The organism is Dictyobacter kobayashii (assembly GCF_003967555.1).
Taxonomy (GTDB): Bacteria; Chloroflexota; Ktedonobacteria; order Ktedonobacterales; family Ktedonobacteraceae; genus Dictyobacter; species Dictyobacter kobayashii.
On the sequence record NZ_BIFS01000001.1, the window covers coordinates 2,133,280 to 2,154,429 of the forward strand.

General features: G+C 49.8%; 16 protein-coding genes. 8 read left to right on the top strand and 8 right to left on the bottom strand.

Features of this window, described 5'->3' with window-relative positions; translation table 11 throughout:
• Nucleotides 1–48 precede the first annotated feature (48 nt).
• From EL645_RS09355 to EL645_RS09385, 7 genes are all read right to left on the bottom strand, one after another.
• On the bottom strand, nt 49–1,023 hold the full coding sequence (locus EL645_RS09355) for an HAD family hydrolase (RefSeq protein WP_126549770.1): 975 nt from the start codon (nt 1,021–1,023) through the stop codon (nt 49–51).
• A 225-nt stretch (nt 1,024–1,248) separates the two neighbouring features.
• Nucleotides 1,249–2,052 (bottom strand): amino acid ABC transporter ATP-binding protein, encoded by an 804-nt coding sequence (locus tag EL645_RS09360; RefSeq protein WP_307720556.1) that lies wholly within the window; start codon nt 2,050–2,052, stop codon nt 1,249–1,251.
• 17 nt (nt 2,053–2,069) lie between these two features.
• On the bottom strand, nt 2,070–2,822 hold the full coding sequence (locus tag EL645_RS09365) for an amino acid ABC transporter permease (RefSeq protein ID WP_126549771.1): 753 nt from the start codon (nt 2,820–2,822) through the stop codon (nt 2,070–2,072).
• A gap of 108 nt (nt 2,823–2,930) precedes the next feature.
• Nucleotides 2,931–3,845, bottom strand: coding sequence for an ABC transporter substrate-binding protein (locus EL645_RS09370; protein WP_126549772.1), 915 nt, complete (start codon nt 3,843–3,845; stop codon nt 2,931–2,933).
• A 323-nt stretch (nt 3,846–4,168) separates the two neighbouring features.
• Complete coding sequence (locus EL645_RS09375; RefSeq protein WP_126549773.1) at nt 4,169–5,053, bottom strand: ABC transporter substrate-binding protein; 885 nt, start codon at nt 5,051–5,053, stop codon at nt 4,169–4,171.
• 183 nt (nt 5,054–5,236) lie between these two features.
• Nucleotides 5,237–6,136, bottom strand: coding sequence for an ABC transporter substrate-binding protein (locus EL645_RS09380; RefSeq protein ID WP_126549774.1), 900 nt, complete (start codon nt 6,134–6,136; stop codon nt 5,237–5,239).
• A 209-nt stretch (nt 6,137–6,345) separates the two neighbouring features.
• Nucleotides 6,346–6,921: an AAA family ATPase gene (locus tag EL645_RS09385; protein ID WP_161977258.1), complete on the bottom strand. Its 576-nt coding sequence runs from the start codon at nt 6,919–6,921 to the stop codon at nt 6,346–6,348.
• A gap of 316 nt (nt 6,922–7,237) precedes the next feature.
• Between EL645_RS09385 and EL645_RS42505 the strand changes: the two genes are divergently transcribed.
• The 8 genes from EL645_RS42505 (at nt 7,238) to EL645_RS09425 (ending at nt 19,320) form a co-directional block, all read left to right on the top strand.
• Entirely contained in the window at nt 7,238–8,188 is a 951-nt protein-coding gene (locus tag EL645_RS42505) for a hypothetical protein (RefSeq protein ID WP_246035322.1), read from the top strand.
• Nucleotides 8,071–8,625, top strand: coding sequence for a C39 family peptidase (locus EL645_RS09395; RefSeq protein WP_126549777.1), 555 nt, complete (start codon nt 8,071–8,073; stop codon nt 8,623–8,625). Before EL645_RS42505 ends, EL645_RS09395 begins: the two co-directional genes overlap by 118 nt.
• A gap of 348 nt (nt 8,626–8,973) precedes the next feature.
• Nucleotides 8,974–11,622: an alanine--tRNA ligase gene (alaS, locus tag EL645_RS09400; RefSeq protein ID WP_126549778.1), complete on the top strand. Its 2,649-nt coding sequence runs from the start codon at nt 8,974–8,976 to the stop codon at nt 11,620–11,622.
• A gap of 351 nt (nt 11,623–11,973) precedes the next feature.
• Complete coding sequence (locus tag EL645_RS09405; protein WP_126549779.1) at nt 11,974–13,329, top strand: cell division FtsA domain-containing protein; 1,356 nt, start codon at nt 11,974–11,976, stop codon at nt 13,327–13,329.
• Between the two features lie 378 nt (nt 13,330–13,707).
• Nucleotides 13,708–16,305: a baseplate J/gp47 family protein gene (locus EL645_RS09410; protein ID WP_126549780.1), complete on the top strand. Its 2,598-nt coding sequence runs from the start codon at nt 13,708–13,710 to the stop codon at nt 16,303–16,305.
• A gap of 477 nt (nt 16,306–16,782) precedes the next feature.
• Nucleotides 16,783–17,262, top strand: coding sequence for a Holliday junction resolvase RuvX (ruvX, locus tag EL645_RS09415; protein ID WP_126549781.1), 480 nt, complete (start codon nt 16,783–16,785; stop codon nt 17,260–17,262).
• Between the two features lie 20 nt (nt 17,263–17,282).
• Nucleotides 17,283–18,380: an endolytic transglycosylase MltG gene (mltG, locus tag EL645_RS09420; RefSeq protein ID WP_126549782.1), complete on the top strand. Its 1,098-nt coding sequence runs from the start codon at nt 17,283–17,285 to the stop codon at nt 18,378–18,380.
• A gap of 34 nt (nt 18,381–18,414) precedes the next feature.
• Nucleotides 18,415–19,320, top strand: a complete 906-nt coding sequence (locus EL645_RS09425) for an undecaprenyl-diphosphate phosphatase (RefSeq protein ID WP_126549783.1) — start codon at nt 18,415–18,417, stop codon at nt 19,318–19,320.
• Between the two features lie 213 nt (nt 19,321–19,533).
• Here the strand turns inward: EL645_RS09425 and EL645_RS09430 are convergent, their stop codons facing one another.
• Nucleotides 19,534–20,814 carry an MFS transporter gene (locus tag EL645_RS09430; RefSeq protein WP_161977259.1) on the bottom strand — a complete coding sequence of 427 codons (1,281 nt, stop codon included), beginning with the start codon at nt 20,812–20,814 and terminating at the stop codon, nt 19,534–19,536.
• Between the last annotated feature and the right edge of the window lie 336 nt (nt 20,815–21,150).

Sequence of the window (21,150 nt, forward strand, 5' to 3'; positions counted from 1 at the left end):
CCCTGATAGTATGCCCCCACCACATCTTCTGTTACTAACCTCTATTAATTAGTGAACCGGGTTAGAAAGCGCCAGGAAATCCAATAGTGCCTCGACTGAGTGGACCAGCAGATCGGCTCCGCGCTGCTGATAGAGTTCAATCTCTTGTTTATGTACCACCATGGCCGCCAGTACGGGCGCTTCGGTCTCTGTTCTGCTGGCTTTGTAGCGCCTTACCAGGTCAAAATCATCGGCGGTATCGCCGATATAGAGGCCGCCACGACCCTCTAGCTGGCTCAGAGCGTGGCGTAGGGCCTGAGGATCAGGCTTGGCATAGAGATCCGCTGGCACAATCACGTCCCACCAGCGTTGGCCACTGTAGGCCTCCATGCGTTCGATAGCACTTTCGACTTCAGCCCCCACACGTCCGGTAATCATTCCTAGATGTGCCACCCCGGCCTGGCGTAACTGCTCAAAAAAATCGGGCGCATAGAGCATGCGCTCGTTCTGCACAAATCCTTCAGCCTGTGGCATATAACGCGCCTCGCGACCAAAGCGGCGTTGGAGCTCTGTGGCTCCCCAGTAGCATTCATTAAATATGTCTACCACTACATCATAATCGGTCCGGGCACTGGCAGGGAAAACAGCTTCAACCCAGGCACGACCACCCCGACCAGATTGCGCAGCCTCATGGGCTAACACACCCCAATCCTCAGTACTGCGCTCAGCCAGTGCGCTACCCAGCCATTCACGCAGCCGTGAAGTAGCCAGCGCCGAGAGCAAATAACACATATCCCAATCGCTATTAAAGCCACCGGCCTGTTTAAAAACCGTAATATCTTCTTGCGTCATTGGGGTCTGGCGCTCCGAGCGATCCCATTGCAAACCATTCAAAGTGCCAACAATATATTCTGTCACAGCAATATTAGCTGCGCGAAAAGAGTTCACGGTCTCAATCAACACACCATCCACATCAAAGAGCACGGTATCAAAAGGCTGGGGAACCAGCAGGTCAGGTCGTTTCCAGATTACCTGGGTAGTCATAATTCAGTAGGCCCTTTCAACAAAGAAGGCATAGCCCAACCGGGCCATGCGTATAACAATCTCTACCTTTCTGTCTATTGTATAACGCTTAGATTAAGAGAATGAAAAAAAAGAGAAAAAAGAGGGGGAACATTTAACAGCTTAGGGGAACCGTAAACGAAGTCCCCCTTGACCAACACGCTTGATGGGGTCAGGGAGTAACCTCGTTTACTGGCAACGTTGTGTTTAGAGCACCCGGCCTAAGAAGTTGCGGGTGCGCTCATTCTGGCTCTCGTTAAAGATTTGCTCGGGTGGACCCTGTTCGACAATCTGGGCCTTATCCATGAATACGACGTGATCGGCCACATCGCGGGCGAAGCCCATTTCATGGGTAACCACGACCATCGTCATGCCTTCTTCAGCCAGTTGTCGCATGACTTTAAGTACCTCACCCACCAATTCTGGGTCCAGGGCGGAAGTCGCTTCGTCAAACAACATGAGCTTGGGATTCATGGCCAGCGCACGGGCAATCGCTACACGCTGCTGTTGACCACCAGAGAGTCGATGGGGATAGGAATCCTCTTTGTCTGAGAGTCCGACCTTCTCCAGTAATACACGTGCGCGCTCAATCACTTCGTTCTTGGGCTGGCGCAAGACATGGATAGGTGCCTCGATGATATTTTCAAGCGCTGTTTTGTGGGCGAAGAGATTAAAGCGTTGGAAGACAAAACCAACCTGTGAACGCATGCGGGCAATATTAACTTCGCTATCCTCAACCAGGCGACCATTCTGCTCACGATAGCCAACTAGTTGTCCATCAATGTAGATACGCCCACCATCAATTTTCTCAAGATGATTGAGGCAGCGCAATAAAGTTGTTTTACCAGAGCCACTCGGACCGATCACCACCACGGCCTGGCCACGCTTAACCGAAAAATCCACGCCATTCAATACTATGTTGTCGCCGAAACGCTTTACAAGCTGCTCGGTGCGCACCATCTCACTGGTCTGGTTTTTTTGAAGGTCATCATGGGTTATTTCTGTAGTCATTCTATACCTCCTCAACCTTATCTGGCAGTCTGCGAACCAAAACCAGTCAGGCGTTTCATTGTACTTTTCTCTTGCGCTACGGCGATTGCGACATTGGCCCGATCGGGATCAAAGCGATTCTCAATCCAGCGCTGCACGAATTCCCAGATCGTCGTTAATACCAGATAGTATACCGTAGCAACGATCAAGAGTTCAAAGGTAATAAAGGTCTGAGAACCCAGAATCTGGGCTGTGCCGGTCAATTCCATCACACCAATTACCGAGGCGATGGAGGTGGTTTTGAGCATGTTGTTGAATTCGTTGCCTAAGGGAGGAATAATGACGCGCATGGCCTGGGGCACAATAATACGGCGCATGGCCAGATTGTAGCGCATGCCCAGCGCTTTGGCTGCTTCCATCTGACCGGCATCTACCGAGCCCAGGGCGGCACGAATGATCTCGGACATGTAAGCGCCTTCATTAAGCGAGAAGGAGATCAGGACACAAAGATAGGCGGGCAGCAGGGCTTGTGGAAAAATCTTGGGCAGGCCGGCCCATAACAACAAGACCTGTACCAGCAAAGGACTGCCTCGAAAGAACCAGAGATAGGCACGAGCTGGCCACACCAGAAATGGATATTTCGATGTACGCATCAATGCTAAAAAGAAACCCAGTATGATTCCTATTGCCTGCGCGACGACCGAGATCCACAATGTGATCCAGGCTGCCTGCAAGAAATAGAAGTTGGGATCCTGAAAAAGATAGTACCATACTTGGCCCCAACTGAACATGGCAATCCTCCTAAAAAAGACTATATGCTCCTCACCTCGAAAGAAATCATTGAGGTAAGGAGCGGGGATGGTCGAAGTTGATCAGCTTATTTTATCTTGTTAATGGCCTTAAGCCACAGACTCCTGGCGTCTGATATAGGAGACCTTTTGCTGATCGGAAAAGCCCCAGGTTTTGAAGAGATTATTGTATGTGCCATCGCTTTTAACGGCATCAAACGACTTCTGGATACCATTCAGCATTGATGTATCACCTTTGCGAATAGTAATCCCATAAGGTGCCGCGTTCACCACTGAACCACCGACCTCGAACTGACCTGGATTGAGTTTGTTATAGTAGTCGGTAACAGGCGAATCTTGATAGGTTGCATCGACGCGTCCATTTGACAGCAATTGTATCACATCTGTTTGCGACTGCAATACAGTCTGCTTGATGGTAGGCTTCCCAGCCTTTGTGCAATCCTTGCTACCGGCATCCAGGTCATCTTTTTCAACGGTACCAGTCTGGACACCAATATTCAGGCCGCACAGATCGGCAACTGTCTTGAGATTCTTGGGATTGCCTTTGGGAACCAGTAAGGACTCACCTGCATTGAAATAGGGAACAAAATCAAAGGTCTGCTTGCGCTTATCATTGATGGTAACGGAGGAGATTACCACGTCGAAGCGCTTGTTTCTCAGATCATCAAAGATAGTGTCAAAACTGGTCTTCTGAATAACAACTTTTAATCCCATGCGTGCACCAATGGCTTTGATCAGATCAATATCAAAACCAACGTAGCTATTCGTTTTGGTATCCACAAACTCCATTGGTGTGTAGGTGGTATCACTACCAACCAGCAGCGTTCCTGGAGTGACAAGGTCTGTCGGGGCTGCCACGCTGGGTTTGACAGCGGTAGTCGTGCTGGTGGATGTGCTGCCACTGCCGGGAGTGCCGCAGGCGGCCAGTAAAAGCGACAGGAAAGATGCCAGCAAGAGCCCTGCCAATGGTAGGCGCTGGATATAGGTGCGGGAAGGAGAGAACATAGATGGGAACCTCCACTTTACGAATAAATAGTTCGTTCTCGTGCTAGTGACGATGAAAATAGGATAGTTTCAACCACTCAACCATAGCGCTCGTAGCAACAATGCTGCTTAAGGAACGAGAGAACATACTCCGTTAAGTTCGAGTTACGTAGTCTTTGGATGAATACATCCGTATTACGTAATCTACGTTTAAATATAACCTCTATCTCACAGGAAATCACGGCTATATACAATTTGCTATTAAAAAAAGCCCTTGCTAGCTTTTTTCAATAGCATAAACCAAGCTCAACACTCCCGCCTGCGGCGGGAGTGTTGAGCTTGGTTTATGCTATTTTCTCGTCATCGGGGAAACCGTACTTGGCGAAGAGTTGGTTGTATGAGCCGTCAGCTTTCATGGCTTGCAAGGCTTTCTGGACAGCGTTAAGCATCTCGCTATCACCCTTGCGAATGACCAGTCCACTGGGGCCAGCATCGATGGTGGGGCCAGCCAATGCAAATTGACCAGGATTGATCTTATTGTAATAGGCAGCGGACAGTGAGCCCAGGTAGACGACATCCGCGCGGTGATTGGCCAGTAGCTGGATCACATCGGTAGCAGACTTCAGCACTATCTGTTTGATTTCTGGCTTGCCAGCCGCTTTACAGGCTGCGTCCCGTGCGCCCAGGTCTTTCAACTGCGAGGTACCAGACTGCACGCCTACCGTTAAATCACAGAGGCCATCAACCCCCTTGACTCCCTTTGGATTGCCGTTGGCGACCAGTAGAGCCGAACCAGCCTGCATGTAAGGAACAAAATCATATTTGGCTTTGCGCTCATCACTGATGTAGACACTGGCATTAACGATGTCAAAACGCTTGTTGTCGAGATCATTAAAGATAGTATCAAAACTGGTCTTCTGAATATTGAGCTTCAATCCCATATGCCTGGCCAGTTGATCGCTTAGATCGATATCAAAACCTGCATAGCTATTGCTTTTCTGATCAATATATTCCATTGGGAAATAGGTTGGATCAGTGCCAACAGTAAAATTCCCGCCACTAATCAGATCTTTGGGCGCAGCCACACTGGCTTTCACTGGTGTTGTATCGGTAGAGGATGATGTGCCTGTCGCTCCTCCACAGGCTGCTAACAAGAGTGTGAGCGCACTCAGGCTGAGCAATAAGGCGAATGAGAGTCGCTGCTTGAACAAAAGCGTAACTGGTAGCATAAAAACACCTTTCAAAAATAGCATGCTTTTTTACAGCAAACTAATACAAAACTACATTTGTCACAGCAGTGATGTAGATAGAAAATTCAGCGTCTTTGCATTGAACAAAGACGCTGAAAAAACTATACTTATTATTGATACGATTAATACACTGGCAACCGATAATGTATCACAATCACAGGTTTAAGAGATTTTTTGCTCGGGCGAGAAGCTCCATTTCTCAAACAATTTATTATAGGTGCCATCTTTTTGTACAGCTTTGAAGGCCGCATCTACCGCCTGTAAGGTGTTGGTATCGCCTTTGCGCACCACAATACCATAAGGCGCGGCATTGGTTAAAGTTCCGCCCACTTCAAACTGGCCAGGATTGACCTTATTATAGTAATCGGTCACCGGCGAGTCCTGGAAGGTTGCATCCACACGCCTGTTAGCCAGCAATTGTATCACGTCGGTCTGCGACTGCAAGACGGTCTGGTCGATGGCAGGCTTGCCATTTTGCTGACAGGTCTTGCTGGCCGCCACCAGATCGGTATTCTCTACCGTTCCTGTCTGCACCCCAACTTTGTGTCCACAAAGATCAGTGACCGCTTTTAATTTAAGGGGATTCCCTTTCTGTACCAGCAGGGATTCGCCCGCTCGGAAATAAGGGACAAAATCAAATTTGGCTTTACGAGCATCATTAATGGTTACAGCCGAGATCACAACATCAAAGCGTTTATTGGAGAGATCATCAAGCAGGGTATCAAAGCCAGTACGCTTGACGGCGGAGTTTAAACCCATATGTTGTGCCAGCACATCTGATAAGTCGATGTCGAAGCCGACAAACTTGTTCGTGGCGGTATCTATATATTCCATCGGAATATAGGAAGGATCAGTCCCTACGGTCAGATTGCCACTTGCGACCAGACTGCTGGGAGGGGCAACAGTGGCCGCAGGCTTAGGAAAAGTAGTTGTCGGTGGATTCGCGGCGGACCCTCCACCTGGATTGCCACCACAGGCACTCATAGCTGCCGCTAACAGGAGCATACAAAGTAAAGCGGCTAACAGGCGCCAGAGATTATAGCGATGAGAATTAACTAGCATAAAAATGGACCTCCATGAAATTAACATTGATTGCCTGCTTACATTCACGTTCTATACATACGTGTGGTCACACATGGGGTCCGGGGCAAGCAAAAAAAGGCCCGACAATAAATCTGGCCTGTAAAACTTTAGCATAGTCAGAGCAATGAAGCGCGAGAACGACAATGAGGGTTATGGCTGCATTTTATGTGAAGAGAATGACGGCCTTATCAGGATGATGGGTCAGTGTCACCCATGCTAATTTCTGGAAATGGATGCTGCTCATCAAGCACATGAATCATTTGCCAGCTTTCCTGGGGCACATCGCGCAGGGCCTGCTGCAACAAAGAGAGATGATATTTGATAACTTGCTCTCCCACAATGCGTCCACGTGCCTGATGTTGATCATATTTCATGCAGGTCTCTAGTGAAATATCAAACATAAATAAACAGGTAAAATAATGGTGCCGGGCAGCTAAATCTAGTAAACGCTGGCGCGCATCAGCCTGTAAAGCCGTACTGTCCGCAATAGTTAAACGCCCCTGAAACATTCTCTTATGAATGATGTAGTAGAAAAGATCGAATGTATCTCTGTTTACCTGCTGATTTGTCTCATCATCACAAATTAAGGCCCGGCAATAATCCGACGAAACTATTGAGGTCATTCGATATCCCTGTTGTTTATGTTGCTCGATAAAGGTACGAGCAAAAGTGCTCTTGCCTGCTCCCGCTGGCCCGCATAATACCATCAGAGTTCGTTCTGGTAAGCTAATATGTTGCACCTGCTGCTCAGAAGCATTTTTCATGAGAGACCTACTCCTTTGTCTGCTCGAAACATATAGTGGATAATAAATTCTAGTGCCTGCTATCCAAATGGCAAACAACACCATCTGTCATCATTCTCAATAATACAACCTGAATATCAGACAAAATCTCTCTTTTTGGCCCTCAACCCCATTAAAAACAGGTCAGGAAATGCAAGTTTTTATCTCTTCCATTCAAGTATAAAGAATTAGCGGCAATTTAATTTCTATATTCGTACATATTCTCCTCTATGTATCAATAACAGGCTTACAATAAAGACACACCAATGGATGTGGATGGATAGAAGGAGTTGGGTTGATGAGATTTTTGCCAGACGTTTTTTCAAAACAGCGACATAGACCTATACGCTCCATGCTGTGGATATGTACGATCAATCTATTAATAATCAGTGCGAACCTGTTGCAGGGCTCGCAGCATTCCCAGGCTATCTTACTTCAACAACAGTATGATCAATTCTGGCAGCAGCAGAACGGCCAGGATTTTCAAAAGTGGCAGGCAAATGGGGTGGTGGCCCAGAACTGGCTTGCTCATGTGAACGTACAGCTGGCACCAATGTTGAAGGCGATTTGTGCAAGCGAAGACATCGATGGCGGACATGTGGCTTTTGCTACTACGGTCGGGCTCTGCCGGGGTAAAGATCCTTATCCAGCGGGCAGCTATGACAATAACTCAAATTATTATAATGCTGGCTCGTTCTATTTCGGTACCATTACCTCACCAGTGCAGGTGACCAGGCACCCGATTACAACATTGATTGCATCCTGGAATGCAACGACATTGCCCGGAACCTGGATAGAGACACATGTACGAGTATTGGAAGGCCAGAATTGGACGCATTGGTATCATCTGCCAATCTGGGCCAGCGATACCCATACCATTACGCGCCATAGCATTGATAATCAGAGCGATGCTGGCGGCTCGATTGAAACTGATACGTTTGTCACCAATAAGCTGCCTGCCACTGCTTATCAGATGAAGCTAACCTTCTTCACAATCAATCCAGCCTTCAGTCCACATTTACAACGCTTCAGTGTCGTGGCTTCTTATGATAGCAGCGCCAGCGCACCCCCATTATTCCAGCTGATCCAACTGCCTGGGGTAGCAATCTACCCGTGCCACAACGCTCGCAGATGCTCCCTGAATATAAGACACAAAGCTTCGGCGGAGGCGGCGAGGCCTGGTGCAGTCCTACCTCAACCAGCATGGTGCTGGTTTATTGGTCCAATATACTGGGACAATCTGACCTGAGCCACCCCGTAGCGGAGGTAGCAAAAGGCAGCTATGACTATACATATCATGGTACCGGCAACTGGCCCTTCAACACAGCATACGCGGGCACATTTGGTTTAAAGGCCTTTGTCACCCGGCTATACTCATTAAGTCAGGTAGAGCAATGGATCAAAATAGGAGTCCCGATTGTTATCAGTATTGAGTATAAATCTGGTGAACTAATACATTCGCCCATTCCCAGTTCCAGCGGACACCTCATTGTTATACGCGGTTTTACCAGTAGAGGCGATGTAGTTACCAATGATCCAGCCGCACAATCAAACGCCAGGGTACAGATCATTTACCAGCGGGCAAACCTACAACACGTCTGGCTTGCCGCATCGCAGGGTATGGCATATATCATTTATCCTGAAAATTGGCCTGTACCCATTACAGATCGCTTCAGTTCCTGGTAACCTGACTCATTGTAATATCTATTTCGATAGTCCATGAGGATAGCTGCAATGCAAGTATACGCATCAGCTTGAATGGGGCACGCGGCTACCGTTTCAACAAATGTAGAACATGTGGAACCGCTTCATTACTGTAGACATTCTGGTATAGAAATTGATATACTACCGTGTGTATGGCACTTAGAGGATTATGCTCAAATGTAGCCCCTTTTCCTGAAATTGCGCATGCGTGTTCAGGGATGCTCACACAACAACTGAAGCTAGCTTATGCTATATACCATATACCAAATGTGGAATGTTGCCAGGTAAACACATTCCATTCATCATACACCGATTACCGAGGAGGATGCTGTGTCTGTTGATACGACCCTAACAGGAACCGAAATACGCGCGCGTTTCCTGGATTTCTATGCCAGTAAAGGCCACGTAAAAATACCTAGTTCATCTCTCGTGCCGCATAATGACCCCACAGTATTGTTGACCACCGCTGGGATGCAGCAGATGATCCCTTACTTCCTGGGCCGTGAGACTCCTCCTGCGGTACGCATGACCTCTGCGCAAAAATGTTTCCGTACGACCGATATCGATAAAGTTGGTAACCAGCGCACATTGACCTTTTTTGAGATGCTCGGAAACTTTTCAGTCGGAGATTATTTTAAACGTGAAGCAATCACCTATGCCTGGGAATTCCTGACCAGGGTTGTGAATCTGCCAGCCGATCGCTTGCATCCCACGGTCCATCCGGAGGATGATGAAGCACCCCGCTACTGGCATGAGATCGCCGGTTACGCCGATGAGGCGATTGTACGCCTGGATGAAAACTGGTGGGGGCCTCCCGGAGCCTCTGGTCCTTGTGGCCCTGATTCGGAGATTTATTATGATCGGGGCGTCGAGTATGGCTGTGGCGCCGCTGATTGTAAACCCGGCTGTGAGTGTGAACGCTTCCTGGAAATCTGGAACCTGGTGTTTATGCAATTCTACCAGGACTTAGATGGCAAGCGTACACCATTGCCCCGCCGCAATATCGATACCGGTATGGGCCTGGAACGCCTGACCATGGTACTGCAAGGTAAAGAATCAGTCTTTGATACCGACCTTTTGCGCACCATTATTGATCGCTTTGCCTTGATTACCAATACTCCTTATGGACAAAACGCTAAAAGCGATACCTCCTTGCGCGTGATCGGCGATCACGGTCGCGCGCTGGTCTTTCTGGCCGCCGATGGCGTCCTCCCCAGTAATGAGGGACGTGGCTATATCTTCCGTCGCATCCTGCGCCGGGCGGTACGCCATGGCAAACTGCTCGGACTGGATAAGCCGTTCCTGGCGGAGGCAGCCAATACCGTCATCGATCTGATGGGTGATTATTATACTGAACTCAAGACTCAGCGCGAACGCATTATCGAAGTATTGAGCCTGGAAGAGAAAAAATTCAGCCAGACCCTCAATACCGGTCTGAGCCTGCTCAATGACCTCCTGGCCGAGCTGAAAGAGCAGCATAAGACGGTCATTCCAGGCGAAGAGGTGTTCCGTCTCTACGATACCCACGGCTTCCCCGTTGAGTTGACTCAGGAGATAGCAGGCGAGCAAGGCTTTAGCATCGATACCTCTGGCTTTGAGCAGTCAATGCAGCGCCAGCAGGAGCGCAGCCGCGCCGGTGCCAGTAACACCTTTGCCCAGGCCCAGGACGACCAGGCTCTGACCGAGATTCTGAAGCGTCAGGGTACAACCGAGTTCCTTGGCTATACCGGCCTGGTTGGCAGTAGCAAAGTTGTCGCCATGGTGGTAAATGGCGAAGAGGTGACAGAGATCAGTGCGCCCCAACAGGCATTGGTGATCCTGGACAAGACTCCCTTCTACGCCGAAAGTGGTGGCCAGATTGGAGATCATGGTGACCTGACAGGGCCGATGGGTAACTTCCAGGTACAGGATACGCGCCGTCCGCTTAAGGGCTTGATCGTCCATTATGGTCAATTGAATGAAGGTCATCTGCGCGTCGGCGATACGGTCCAGGCCGATGTCATCGAGCAGCGCCGCGCCGATACCATGCGCAATCACAGCGCGACACACTTACTACATAAAGCCTTGCGTGATCTACTGGGAACCCAGGTGCAGCAGCGCGGCTCTCTCGTTGAGCCTGAGCGCCTGCGCTTCGACTTCACCAGCCCACGCCCATTGACCAGTTCAGATCTGGCCCATATCGATACCCAGATCAATGAGTGGATTCGCGCCAACTATCCTGTCCATACCAACATCATGCCAATTCAGGATGCGATGCAGACGGGAGCCATGGCTCTCTTCGGCGAAAAATATGATGACATGGTGCGCGTAGTTTCGATGGGTAAAAGTATCGAGCTCTGTGGTGGTACCCACTGCGCCACAACCGGTCAGATCGGCACCTATATCACGGTCCAGGAGACCAGTATCGCGGCCGGCATTCGTCGTATCGAGGCCCTGACAGGCCGCGCGGCAGAGGCATTCTTACGCCAGAAACGCGAGACGGTCGACAGAATAGCTGCGCTCTTACAGGTACAGTCAGAACAGGTTGAGCCACGTATTGAGCAGCTCTTACAAGATCTGTCCGGCGCACGGCGCCAGATTACACAGTACCAGCGCAATGAAGCTCAGGCTCAAGCCCAGAACCTGGTGCGCGAGGCACAGGATGTGGCTGGCGTCCCAGTCGTTGCCGCCAGCGTCAATGCCCCCGATGCCAAGGTACTGCGCGACATGGGCGAGACGATACTCAGCAAGTTATCACAACCAGGCGTGGTAGTACTGGCCAGTGATCTCGGCGAACGCATCGCGTTACAGGTCAACATTAATTCAACCCTGACTAAACGCGGACTCAATGCGGGCAAACTGGCCGGTACGGTTGGCGAGCGCCTGGGAGGCAAAGGTGGCGGCCGACCAGACTCAGCACAGGGCGGTGGTAAGGACAAAACGGCTATTCATCCCGCCCTGGAACTTGCAAAAGCCTTTGTGCGTGATAATCTCAAGTAGGCTTGCTGCTAACCGGGAGGCGATGTTCGCCATCGCCTCCTCTCTCGCTGTTGGAGTAACGGGGTTTTCAAGCAAAAATATAGAGACATTTCTACTGATATACAAAGAGAAAAAACAATCTATCGCGGTAGAATTACCAGTCACCGGGTACTTTGAGATAATTATGCAGCCTTGCATTGACGAGATACGTCTTAAATAAATATGAAAAAACCCGGCTGGTGTAACATCGGTTTTGCCAATAAAGCAATTTTTGTGCTATAAAGTAAACGAATGCCTTAGATAGCCCAACGCACGAGAAAGCTGCTCAAGCAGAGCTGGCAGCGAGTGGAGCAATAATTTTGGGATGGATACATGAAAAATCTCTTGCAACGTCTGCGTGATCTATTTACGGGACCACGGGCAGATGACTATGCAGACCTGGAGCAGGACTATGCATATGAAGATGAATATGAAGATGATGAAGATCCAGGTGACATAGGCAGCCAGCGTCAGCTCTTTACAGCACTCGATATCGGGACTGCTTTCGCTAAAGCTATGATCGTTGAAGTACGCGGTGATCATGCAGAGGTATTGGGTGTTGGGCGCCACCCACAAAGCTATGCACATATGTCGGATGGTATCGTTACTGATATTCCAGGGGTGATCGCTAATTGTAATGAGGCTTTACTTAAAGCGGAGCAGGCGGCTGGCGGTGTCATTGCCCCCTCGGCTGTTATCGGCATTGCTGGCGAGCTGGTAAAGGGCAGTTCAACGACGGTCAGTAAACAACGGGCGCAACCAACCAAACAGATTACCGCAGAAGAATTAGAATCACTGATCACTGCGGCCCAGGAGCGCTTGCTAAAAATGGCCAAAGAGCGTATTGCCGCTGAAACGGGCTATGGTAATATCGATGTTCGTTTGACCAATGCCGCCGTCATCTCGGTCCGTATTGATGGTCAACTGGTGACAAATCCGATTGGTTTTCGTGGCCGACACTTTGCATTGACGCTCTTTAGTGCTTTCGCCCCGCTGACACAATTGGGAGCGATCGAAACCGTGGCCCAGGGCCTCGATTTAACGCTGGTAACGATTGTGGCTGAGCCGTATGCGCTGGCCCGTTGCTTAAGTAGTAATGCCAGCGCCGATAGTGGTGCAATCTTTATCGATGTTGGTGGCGGCACCACCGACATTGCCCTGGTACGCCAGGGCGGCATCGAAGAGACCCGGGTCTTTGCACTGGGTGGCCGTGCTTTTACACGCCGCATCGCCACCAGTAAAGGTATCCCAATCAAAGAAGCTGAACGGCTCAAAATCAGCTATAGTAATGGTGAACTCAAAGGGAGTAGCCACGATGAAATTCAAGCTATCCTGGCTCCAGAATGCCAGACCTGGATGGATAGCGTCGAGCTACTGATCGAGGAGCTCTCAAAAGGTGAGCTACTTCCCCCGGCAATCTATATTGTGGGAGGCGGATCAGCCCTGATAGACCTGCATCAACGCCTGGAATCTTTTCCCTGGACCGAGCGTCTACCTTTCTCGCGTCAGCCGATTATTCGCGCCGTACAACCAGAAATGGTTGGTAGTATCCTGGATAATGAAGGTATGCTTGAAAGCGGACAAGATATTACACCGATGGCACTGGCCTATCAAGCGGTTGAATTAAATAATGATAATAATGTTTTAGAAAGAGCGCTGGATCGCGTTATTAACAACATGCACATTTAGTGAAGATACCAGCAAGGGCCATCCTGCACAATGTGGTGAAGCATCAAGTACAGCACTGCTCCTTGCAGATCGATAAAATAGAACGCATCGGCCAGGAGAATAGAAATTAATTGTTCTGCCAGGCCGTTAAACACGCACATTCGTCTGGCAGAAGCAGGCACGCGAAAAGACTGAACGTGCTGTAAGCAGAGAAAACAATATGGCGTACTTTGGCTGCTTACAGCTGAGGGTACTAACTACCGCTCAATTAGTGGTGCTGGATGAAGAACACTGCTAATTGTAGTTTCGAGGAAGTATGCCATTAGGGGGTGAAAGGGCTTATTATGAGTGATGAGCAAACAATCTATATTAGCCCGGATGATGATCTGACCACTGTGCGTGAACGTCGAACAGTTACAGACACGGAAAGTTACATTAGTAGTGCCAGCCCAGACACAACTGCGCAGTCATGTGGCCTGGAAACTCTTATATGCTCGTGCGCGCGAATTGGGCAAGGACGTCCTGATTGTCAGTTCAGATCCCCAGGTACGTTCTGTTGCGCATGCCGTAAAGTTCAATGTTGCCCATTCACTTGAGACATCTCAGCAAGGGCGCTCACGCCCGACAGGTCGGCCGGTGCGTAATGGGTCGCCAACTAATCGCGCTCGACCCGGCGGGACCAGTCAGCGCCCCACCGGTGGACGCGCGGCACGGAGCACCAATACACTCCGCCCACGTCAGGCAGGTAGCCGCAATTCTGCTAACCTGGAAAACCAGAATAGCGAACGCGAGCAACTACGCCAGCAACCACCATCAGCTCCGCACAGCGATCCATCATCTACCTTTCAGCTGCCCGAGGAGGATTATGAGCAGCCCTACGATTATCAGATGCATGCAACACCTCCCATCAGGCCGCTATCTCCCGACCAGATTGAAGAACCCGATCTGCTACTAGAAGACTATGCCTTGACCCAGAATATTCGCATGGCCGCAGGCGAGGCTAATAGCGATCCTGGCTTTGAGGCACCAGCATCCCAGGCACGCTCAAAAAAAGAAGCACGACCCACCTCTAAGTCGCAGGCCTCCCATCAGTCACTAGACGCTGAGGATGGCGATCCTTTCCTGGCGATGGAGGATAAACAGCCGCCACCAATCGTTGAACAGCGCGGTGGGGCGGTCATCGAAGGTCCATCTCATTATGATCATGTGATCCAGGATGTGTCGGAAGCGCCAACCAGTATTATTGGCAATCAGTTCGATTTTGATGCTGATGAGGATGATGTTCTCCCGCCACCCAGGTCAAAGGGAGCGAAAAATCGTGATCGCCAGGCGACCAGCAAAGAAGCTCGCCAGCCAGCTAATAAAGAATCCAATATACGTGAGCTGCCACGCCAGTCTGGGGAAGCTACCCGTCAGAGGCGTTCTGGGAAAATGGTACCGCCGGCTGCCATGACGCCGTCGCAACGTTTGCGCGCAGAAGATCTAGACGATGATGATCTGCCTCCCGTCCAGGATCGACCTACGCAAATTCAAGATCGTGACGCTTTTATTTATGAGTCCCCCTCGCGTACCAGCCACAAAAGTCCCGATTCGATTGCGCTACCAGGCGGGCGACCACGAAGCTATGGAGCCCGTAGCGGTCAGATGCAGCGTCCAGCCGCCGAACCACGCCAGGCTCAAGCAACCAGCCTGCGTCCTTCGGGGGTTCTCAGACCATCAAAGCAGTTACCAACAGGACGGCCATCGCAGGATTTACGCTCTCGTAAACCACAGCCACTCAGAAAACCTGGCAAGAAACGCGGAAATGCCCTGGTCTGGATCATCGCAGCTATCTTTATCTGCCTGGTGCTCGCCGTGGGGTTAGGCGCCTATCTCTTGCCTACAGCCACAGCAACCATCACTATCGCGGCCCAGAATTATTCACAACCCATCAGTGTGCTGGCCAGTCCTGACACCGTTCAAGGCGCTATTCCAGCCCACCAGCTAGTCCATGAATTCACAAAAACAAGTGCGGAACCTGTTACCGGTAACAGATTAGTCGGCACGGCGAAGGCCAGCGGCAACGTCTGCTTCAGCAATAATGGTGGCATCGATATCATCATTCCAACCGGAAGCGATGTCTCAACTCCTGGCGCTAATGGCGTGCTCTTTAAAACCACGGCTGAGGTCTCAATTCCAAAGCAGACCCTCTGCACTAATGTACCATTGCCTGTTCCGGTCGAGGCGGTCCAACCGGGTGAGAGCGGAAACGTACAGGCTGGCAGCGTTACTATCATTCCGGACACCACCCTGGATAGTATCGCCAAAGCCAACAACACCACTACTGCCCAGCTCAAGTTGAGCGTCATTAATACAGATGATATCAAAGGCGGTGGCATGGAGCCTGTAGCAGCGGTAGCGGACAAAGATCTGACCAATGCACGCAACGATCTGCACAAACAACTGCAAGGTGAGATAGATGCCTGGGTTAAGAGCCTGCCGCAGAATGGGGCGCTCGGCCCTGTTACCACTACAGATACATTGGTCAATCCACCAACAAAAGACACTATTATACAGGATGGCAAGACCTTCCCGGCTCAAATCAGTGTCAAAGCGACCGTGCTATTTGTCAACAATACTGACTTGCAGAACGCAGCCAGAACACAGCTCACCAGCGCCATGCAAAAAGATAAAGCCTTTGCCAAAGATGTTATCTTGAGCGACGCCAAACAACCCATTAGTATTAGCAAGCTCAAGCAGCAGCCAGCAGGCAAAAATGAGCTCAAACTAAACTATACGGCCACGGCCATGATAGGTGGAGCATTTGATGAGAATGCCTTACGCCAACAAATTGCTGGCCAGACCGCGGATTCAGCCAATCATCTACTTAAGTTGAATAATAAAGGGATTCAGAATACTCATATTGATATTCAACCCGGTTTCTTTCCCTGGTTACCATTTTATTCAAATCATATAGATATCAAGGTTGTTCCGGGAACTGTCCCACTTAAGGGCTGATAGATATGTCAATATTTTTCATTTAATACAGAGAAGAATGGATGCAACAAAAAAGAAGAAAAGTACGTGCGGGGCTTGTCCCCGCTTTTTTCTCTTGCCGCTGAAAAAAGCAATAAGGAATGCGATTCCAATAGTTTCAGGCCCTGTGTACGATTTATACTTGTTCGTTCCTCATAACCGCTTTCCAGCTTTCGATCATAGTAAAGGCGCATACAAGAGAAACACAGATCAACAGGGGAGGCTTGTTTCCCCGTGCATCTCCATTCCTAAAACCTACCAGAATCTACTACAATCGGAGGGGCAACTGGACAGAATAAACCATGCTTAGATACAATGCAGTATGTTGGATGGATTATGTACATCATCAGCATCCCGAAAATAAGCTTCGGGACAAACATTATACAACCGATAATTCTATATAAAAGATTATCGCATCGTTTTGCTTTTAAATATTCCAAGAATGTCAGGAAAACATATATGACCCGATTGATAGCTCTGGATGTCGGAGATGCTCGCATAGGGGTTGCAACCTGCGATACCAACGGTTTTTTAGCTTCACCTTATAAAACCATCCATGTTACTCGCAACGAGCAGCACACCTGGGAAGCCATCCAGGAGCTCATCAACGAACTTGAAGCAGAAGGGCTTGTGGTAGGGCTACCCATCAGTTTAGATGGGCAGATCCATGGCCAGGGACAAAGGATACAGGCCTTTGTTGAGCGCATGAAGCACCATATCACGCTCCCGGTTACCTTCTGGGATGAACGCCTTTCAACAGTAGAGGCCCAACGCCTTCTTACGCAGCGTGGTCAGGATGGGGGGGACAAGCGGCAGAGGCGGGACGGGGGGCGGCAACATACCCAGGCAGCTAATAAGAAACGCCGACGTGGGCACGAAATTGATGCGCTAGCCGCGGCAGTTATTCTTCAGGATTACCTGGATCATCTGGGTAAATAACCCATGAGGGGAACAAACGCATGAGACGACCTAGATCACGAGCAGCTATACTCTCGGTTCTCGTTGTAGGAGTACTAATCTTTTTGGGGGTGCTCTTTGTCTGGAGCAACGTTACCGATATTTTCCTAAAACCTGCCAGTACCAATAAGGGCAATGTGACAGTTAACATTCAACCTGGTGAAACCACGGGTGAGATCGCCAACGATTTGCAACAAAAAGGCCTTATCCGCAATGCTATTGCCTTTACCATCTGGGCTCGCATAAAAGGTTTGGATACCAAGCTACAGGCTGGCGTCTACAAACAGCTTAATCCTAACATGACCATCAGCGACATTATTGATAATCTTCAAAATGGCCGCCCGGATGCAATTTTAGTGCTGGTGAAAGAAGGCAAGCGTCTCGAAGAGATCGCCAATGTGGCGGCTAATGCCAATCTGCCCAATTTCGATAAGCAACAGTTCTTAACCTATACCAAACATATCAACAAATTTCCCGATGCTGGTAAGTTTCCTATTCTCAAGAGCGTGCCCGAAAATGGTAGTATGGAAGGGCTCCTCTTCCCAGATACTTATGAGCTCTCGCCCAAAGCCACGGCGCGGGATATCATCGATGCCATGCTGACAGAGATGACTACCTCTATCGCCACCAATCATCTCGACCAGGCCGCCCAAAAGCATAATATGAATCTGTATAGTTTTCTTACGCTCGCCTCTATCGTCGAGCGCGAGGCTGGTCTTCACGACGATAAAAGCAAAATCGCCAGCGTCTATTGGAACCGGCTCTATACAGCAAATGGTAAGGATCAGACTGGCGGCAAGCTACAGGCCGATCCAACTGTTCAGTATGCGCGTGATACCGATCAGCCACCCACCACTTACTGGCAGCCGTTAGCCGATAGTGGCAGCAAGATCGCCCCTAATAGTCAATGGAATACCTATTCGATCATTGGGTTGCCCCCTACACCAATCTGTAGCCCGGGGCTGGCCAGTCTGAAAGCTGCTGCTAACCCGGCTAATACTGATTATGTTTTCTTCTTCACTGCTAAAGATGGGAAGACTTATTATCAGCCAAACCTGGATGAATTCAATAAAGAATTACAACAACATCCCCTTTCCTAGAGATCACTTTTATAAAAGAAAGTATTAATATACCATGGATCTACTCAAGTTTATTCAGACGGTTGTCCTGGCTCTGATACAGGGTGTAACAGAGCTCTTCCCCATCAGTAGCCTTGGACACACCGTCATTGTTCCTAACCTGGTTGGCTGGGGCGATCTGGCTGGTGGCACGGCCTGTGGTGGCAAAAGCTGCTTCTTACCTGTCGTGGTGGCCCTCCACCTGGGCACCAGTATCGCTTTGCTTATTTATTTCTGGCGCGACTGGCTGCAGGTCGTTAAGACCCTGGGCAATACGGTTGTCACCCGCAAGATCACTCGTGGCACAGAAGAATGGGTCAGCTGGCTGATCATCGTTGGCACGATTCCAACCGGTCTGCTGGGAATCGTGCTGAAAAATAAATTGGAAGCTTTATTTTCGGAGCCACAGATTGTGGCGGCCTTCCTCTTCTTGAATGGTTCAGTACTTTTCATTGGTGAGGCTTTGCGCCGCCGTTCCGAAGCCAGTCTCAAAAATCTGTCGGCCCCTGAGCGTGAAGCCCATTTCCGTTCGCTAAAAACGCTCTCGCTCAAAGAGGCTGTTCTGGTTGGCCTGGCGCAGTCGCTGGCGTTAATCCCTGGCTTCTCGCGTTCTGGCACGACCATCGTCGCTGGCCTGGGCGTACGTTTGACCCACGAAGATGCGGCCCGCTTCTCATTCCTGCTCGGTACACCCATTATTCTGGCAGCCGCCGCAGTTGAGGTGCCCGCCCTCTTCCACCAAAACCAGTTTCCATTCTGGATGATTATCTTTGGTATGGTGCTCTCAGGTATAGCCGCTTATTTAAGTACGGCTTTCTTGACTAAATATTTTGAAAAGGGGCGCCTGGATCCTTTTGCTTATTATTGCTGGATCGTTGGGCTGGTCTCATTAGCTCTCTTTGCATTTGTATTGCATGTCTAATCAAAATAGCAGCCAGACAAAAGCCGCCGAGCATTATGGCTCGGCGGCTTTTGTCTGGCTGCTATTTTGCGTCTGCGTTCCCTGACGGTTCGCGCCATCAGCGCTCAAAATATATGTTATTGCGGAAATTGCTGCGACAATACTCAAATTGCAACAACACGGAAAGTGCCATAACACGTAGATTGCAACAGCACATAAAAAGGATGAAGGGCGTCAGGCTTGCTTACGCAAGGGAGATGCCAGCAGGCAAAATGCTGCCAGGGTCATACCTATGGCGCCATAGATAAGGGTCAAGCGAATGTCGTTGATGGCCTGGCTGAATAGGGCCGCGGCGATTGCGCCCAGCGGACCAATTCCTTCCTGCAGCAGGTGCATGCAGGAATTGATACGCCCTTGAAAAGCCTCCGGTACCGTTCGTTGCCGCCAGCTGATCTCATTGATAATATAGATGGTTAGCGCGCAATCGCCAATTAATTGGGTGACCATCAATATGCTGACGATCAACCAGGTAGGCCCTGCCGCCAGCGGGGTTCCCAAAGCCAGCAAGCCAAACAGTAGCGTAGAGCCAATCATGGTGCGGCCCGGGCCAAAGCGGCGCGCTATATTGACTGCCAGGGCGGCTCCTAGCAGGTTGCCAATACCTCCCATCATCACCACCAGGCCGTAATCTAACAACGGCAGTCGCAACGTGCGTAAGAGATAAAGCATGTAGAGGGTTGCAAAGGTGCCACCACAGAAATTAAAGATAGCGGTATAGGCCGCAATCGCCCTCAGATAAGGCTGACGGACCAGTAATTGTACACCAGCCGTAAGATCCTGCCAGATAGTCGTAGAACTATCTCTGGACGCTGTAGTGCGTGCAGGAAGCCGTATGCGCCAGATACAAACGGCTGATATTAAGAATGAGCCTGCATCAATGAACAGCGCCAGGGGAGCCCTGAGTAGCTGCAGTAACCAGGAAGCAAACGGCGGCCCGGCAATCTCAGCCAGGGCATCACTGATCCCCAGGCGGCTATTGCCAATCACCAGGTCCTCCTCAGTATGTAGCAGGATTGGTATGAGAGAGCGTTGCGCGACCTCAAAGAAAATCGTGCAGACACTGATCAATAACGTAACCAGGTACAACCATCCAATCTGCAGTCCAGCCGACAAGTAAAGCAGCGGAATGATGCATAACAGGCTGGCACGTAGTAGATCAGCCGCCAGCATGATCGTCCGGCGTGGTAGACGATCCACCCATACTCCTGCCAGCAGGCTAATCAATAAAACGGGAAGCGAATTACAGGCAACCAGGAGCCCCAATTGCAGCGGCTTCGCCTGTAGAAACTGGATGGCCACGATGGGCAGGCCTGAACCAGAAATGTATGAGCCAAACTTTGAGAGGGTTTGCCCGGTCCATAGCAAAGTAAATTGTGGCTGGCGGCGAAAAAACGAACGTGCCTTGATGGCTGGTGCGGGAGCATCAGGCAGAATAGCCAGCTTCTTTTGATCCATTTCATTCTCCATAACAGCATTTTTGAGCACAATAAAAAGAGATCCCAGGAGGATAAAAAAAAAGGGGAATTGTGCCGCTGGCCGCACGTTTCTACTGGGGAACGCAATATACCACAGGATAATGAGTTGCTTCCTGCGCTATATAAGGGTCCATTCAATTAAGTAAGAGGAGATATGTATCTCACACGAGTGCAGCGGCACTTATGCGAGATGGATGAAGCTGGTACCCATCGGGGCACCTCCAGTCTTTTTGTTTCTCTGTATATTCTACAAGCAGATAGAGCCCTTTGCAAGCAATAGGTGGATACGCTTTCACAGGGCTTTTTCATATTCCTC

Bases quoted from the DNA above. Each gene is read 5' to 3' on its own strand.
- mltG (WP_126549782.1), top strand. From the start codon at position 17,283: ATGAGACGACCTAGATCACGAGCAGCTATACTCTCGGTTCTCGTTGTA.
- EL645_RS42505 (WP_246035322.1), top strand. From the start codon at position 7,238: ATGAGATTTTTGCCAGACGTTTTTTCAAAACAGCGACATAGACCTATA.
- EL645_RS09380 (WP_126549774.1), bottom strand. From the start codon at position 6,136: ATGCTAGTTAATTCTCATCGCTATAATCTCTGGCGCCTGTTAGCCGCT.
- EL645_RS09425 (WP_126549783.1), top strand. From the start codon at position 18,415: ATGGATCTACTCAAGTTTATTCAGACGGTTGTCCTGGCTCTGATACAG.
- EL645_RS09360 (WP_307720556.1), bottom strand. From the start codon at position 2,052: ATGACTACAGAAATAACCCATGATGACCTTCAAAAAAACCAGACCAGT.
- ruvX (WP_126549781.1), top strand. From the start codon at position 16,783: ATGACCCGATTGATAGCTCTGGATGTCGGAGATGCTCGCATAGGGGTT.
- EL645_RS09430 (WP_161977259.1), bottom strand. From the start codon at position 20,814: ATGGATCAAAAGAAGCTGGCTATTCTGCCTGATGCTCCCGCACCAGCC.
- EL645_RS09405 (WP_126549779.1), top strand. From the start codon at position 11,974: ATGAAAAATCTCTTGCAACGTCTGCGTGATCTATTTACGGGACCACGG.
- EL645_RS09375 (WP_126549773.1), bottom strand. From the start codon at position 5,053: ATGCTACCAGTTACGCTTTTGTTCAAGCAGCGACTCTCATTCGCCTTA.
- EL645_RS09395 (WP_126549777.1), top strand. From the start codon at position 8,071: ATGCTCCCTGAATATAAGACACAAAGCTTCGGCGGAGGCGGCGAGGCC.
- EL645_RS09385 (WP_161977258.1), bottom strand. From the start codon at position 6,921: ATGAAAAATGCTTCTGAGCAGCAGGTGCAACATATTAGCTTACCAGAA.
- EL645_RS09365 (WP_126549771.1), bottom strand. From the start codon at position 2,822: ATGTTCAGTTGGGGCCAAGTATGGTACTATCTTTTTCAGGATCCCAAC.
- EL645_RS09370 (WP_126549772.1), bottom strand. From the start codon at position 3,845: ATGTTCTCTCCTTCCCGCACCTATATCCAGCGCCTACCATTGGCAGGG.
- EL645_RS09355 (WP_126549770.1), bottom strand. From the start codon at position 1,023: ATGACTACCCAGGTAATCTGGAAACGACCTGACCTGCTGGTTCCCCAG.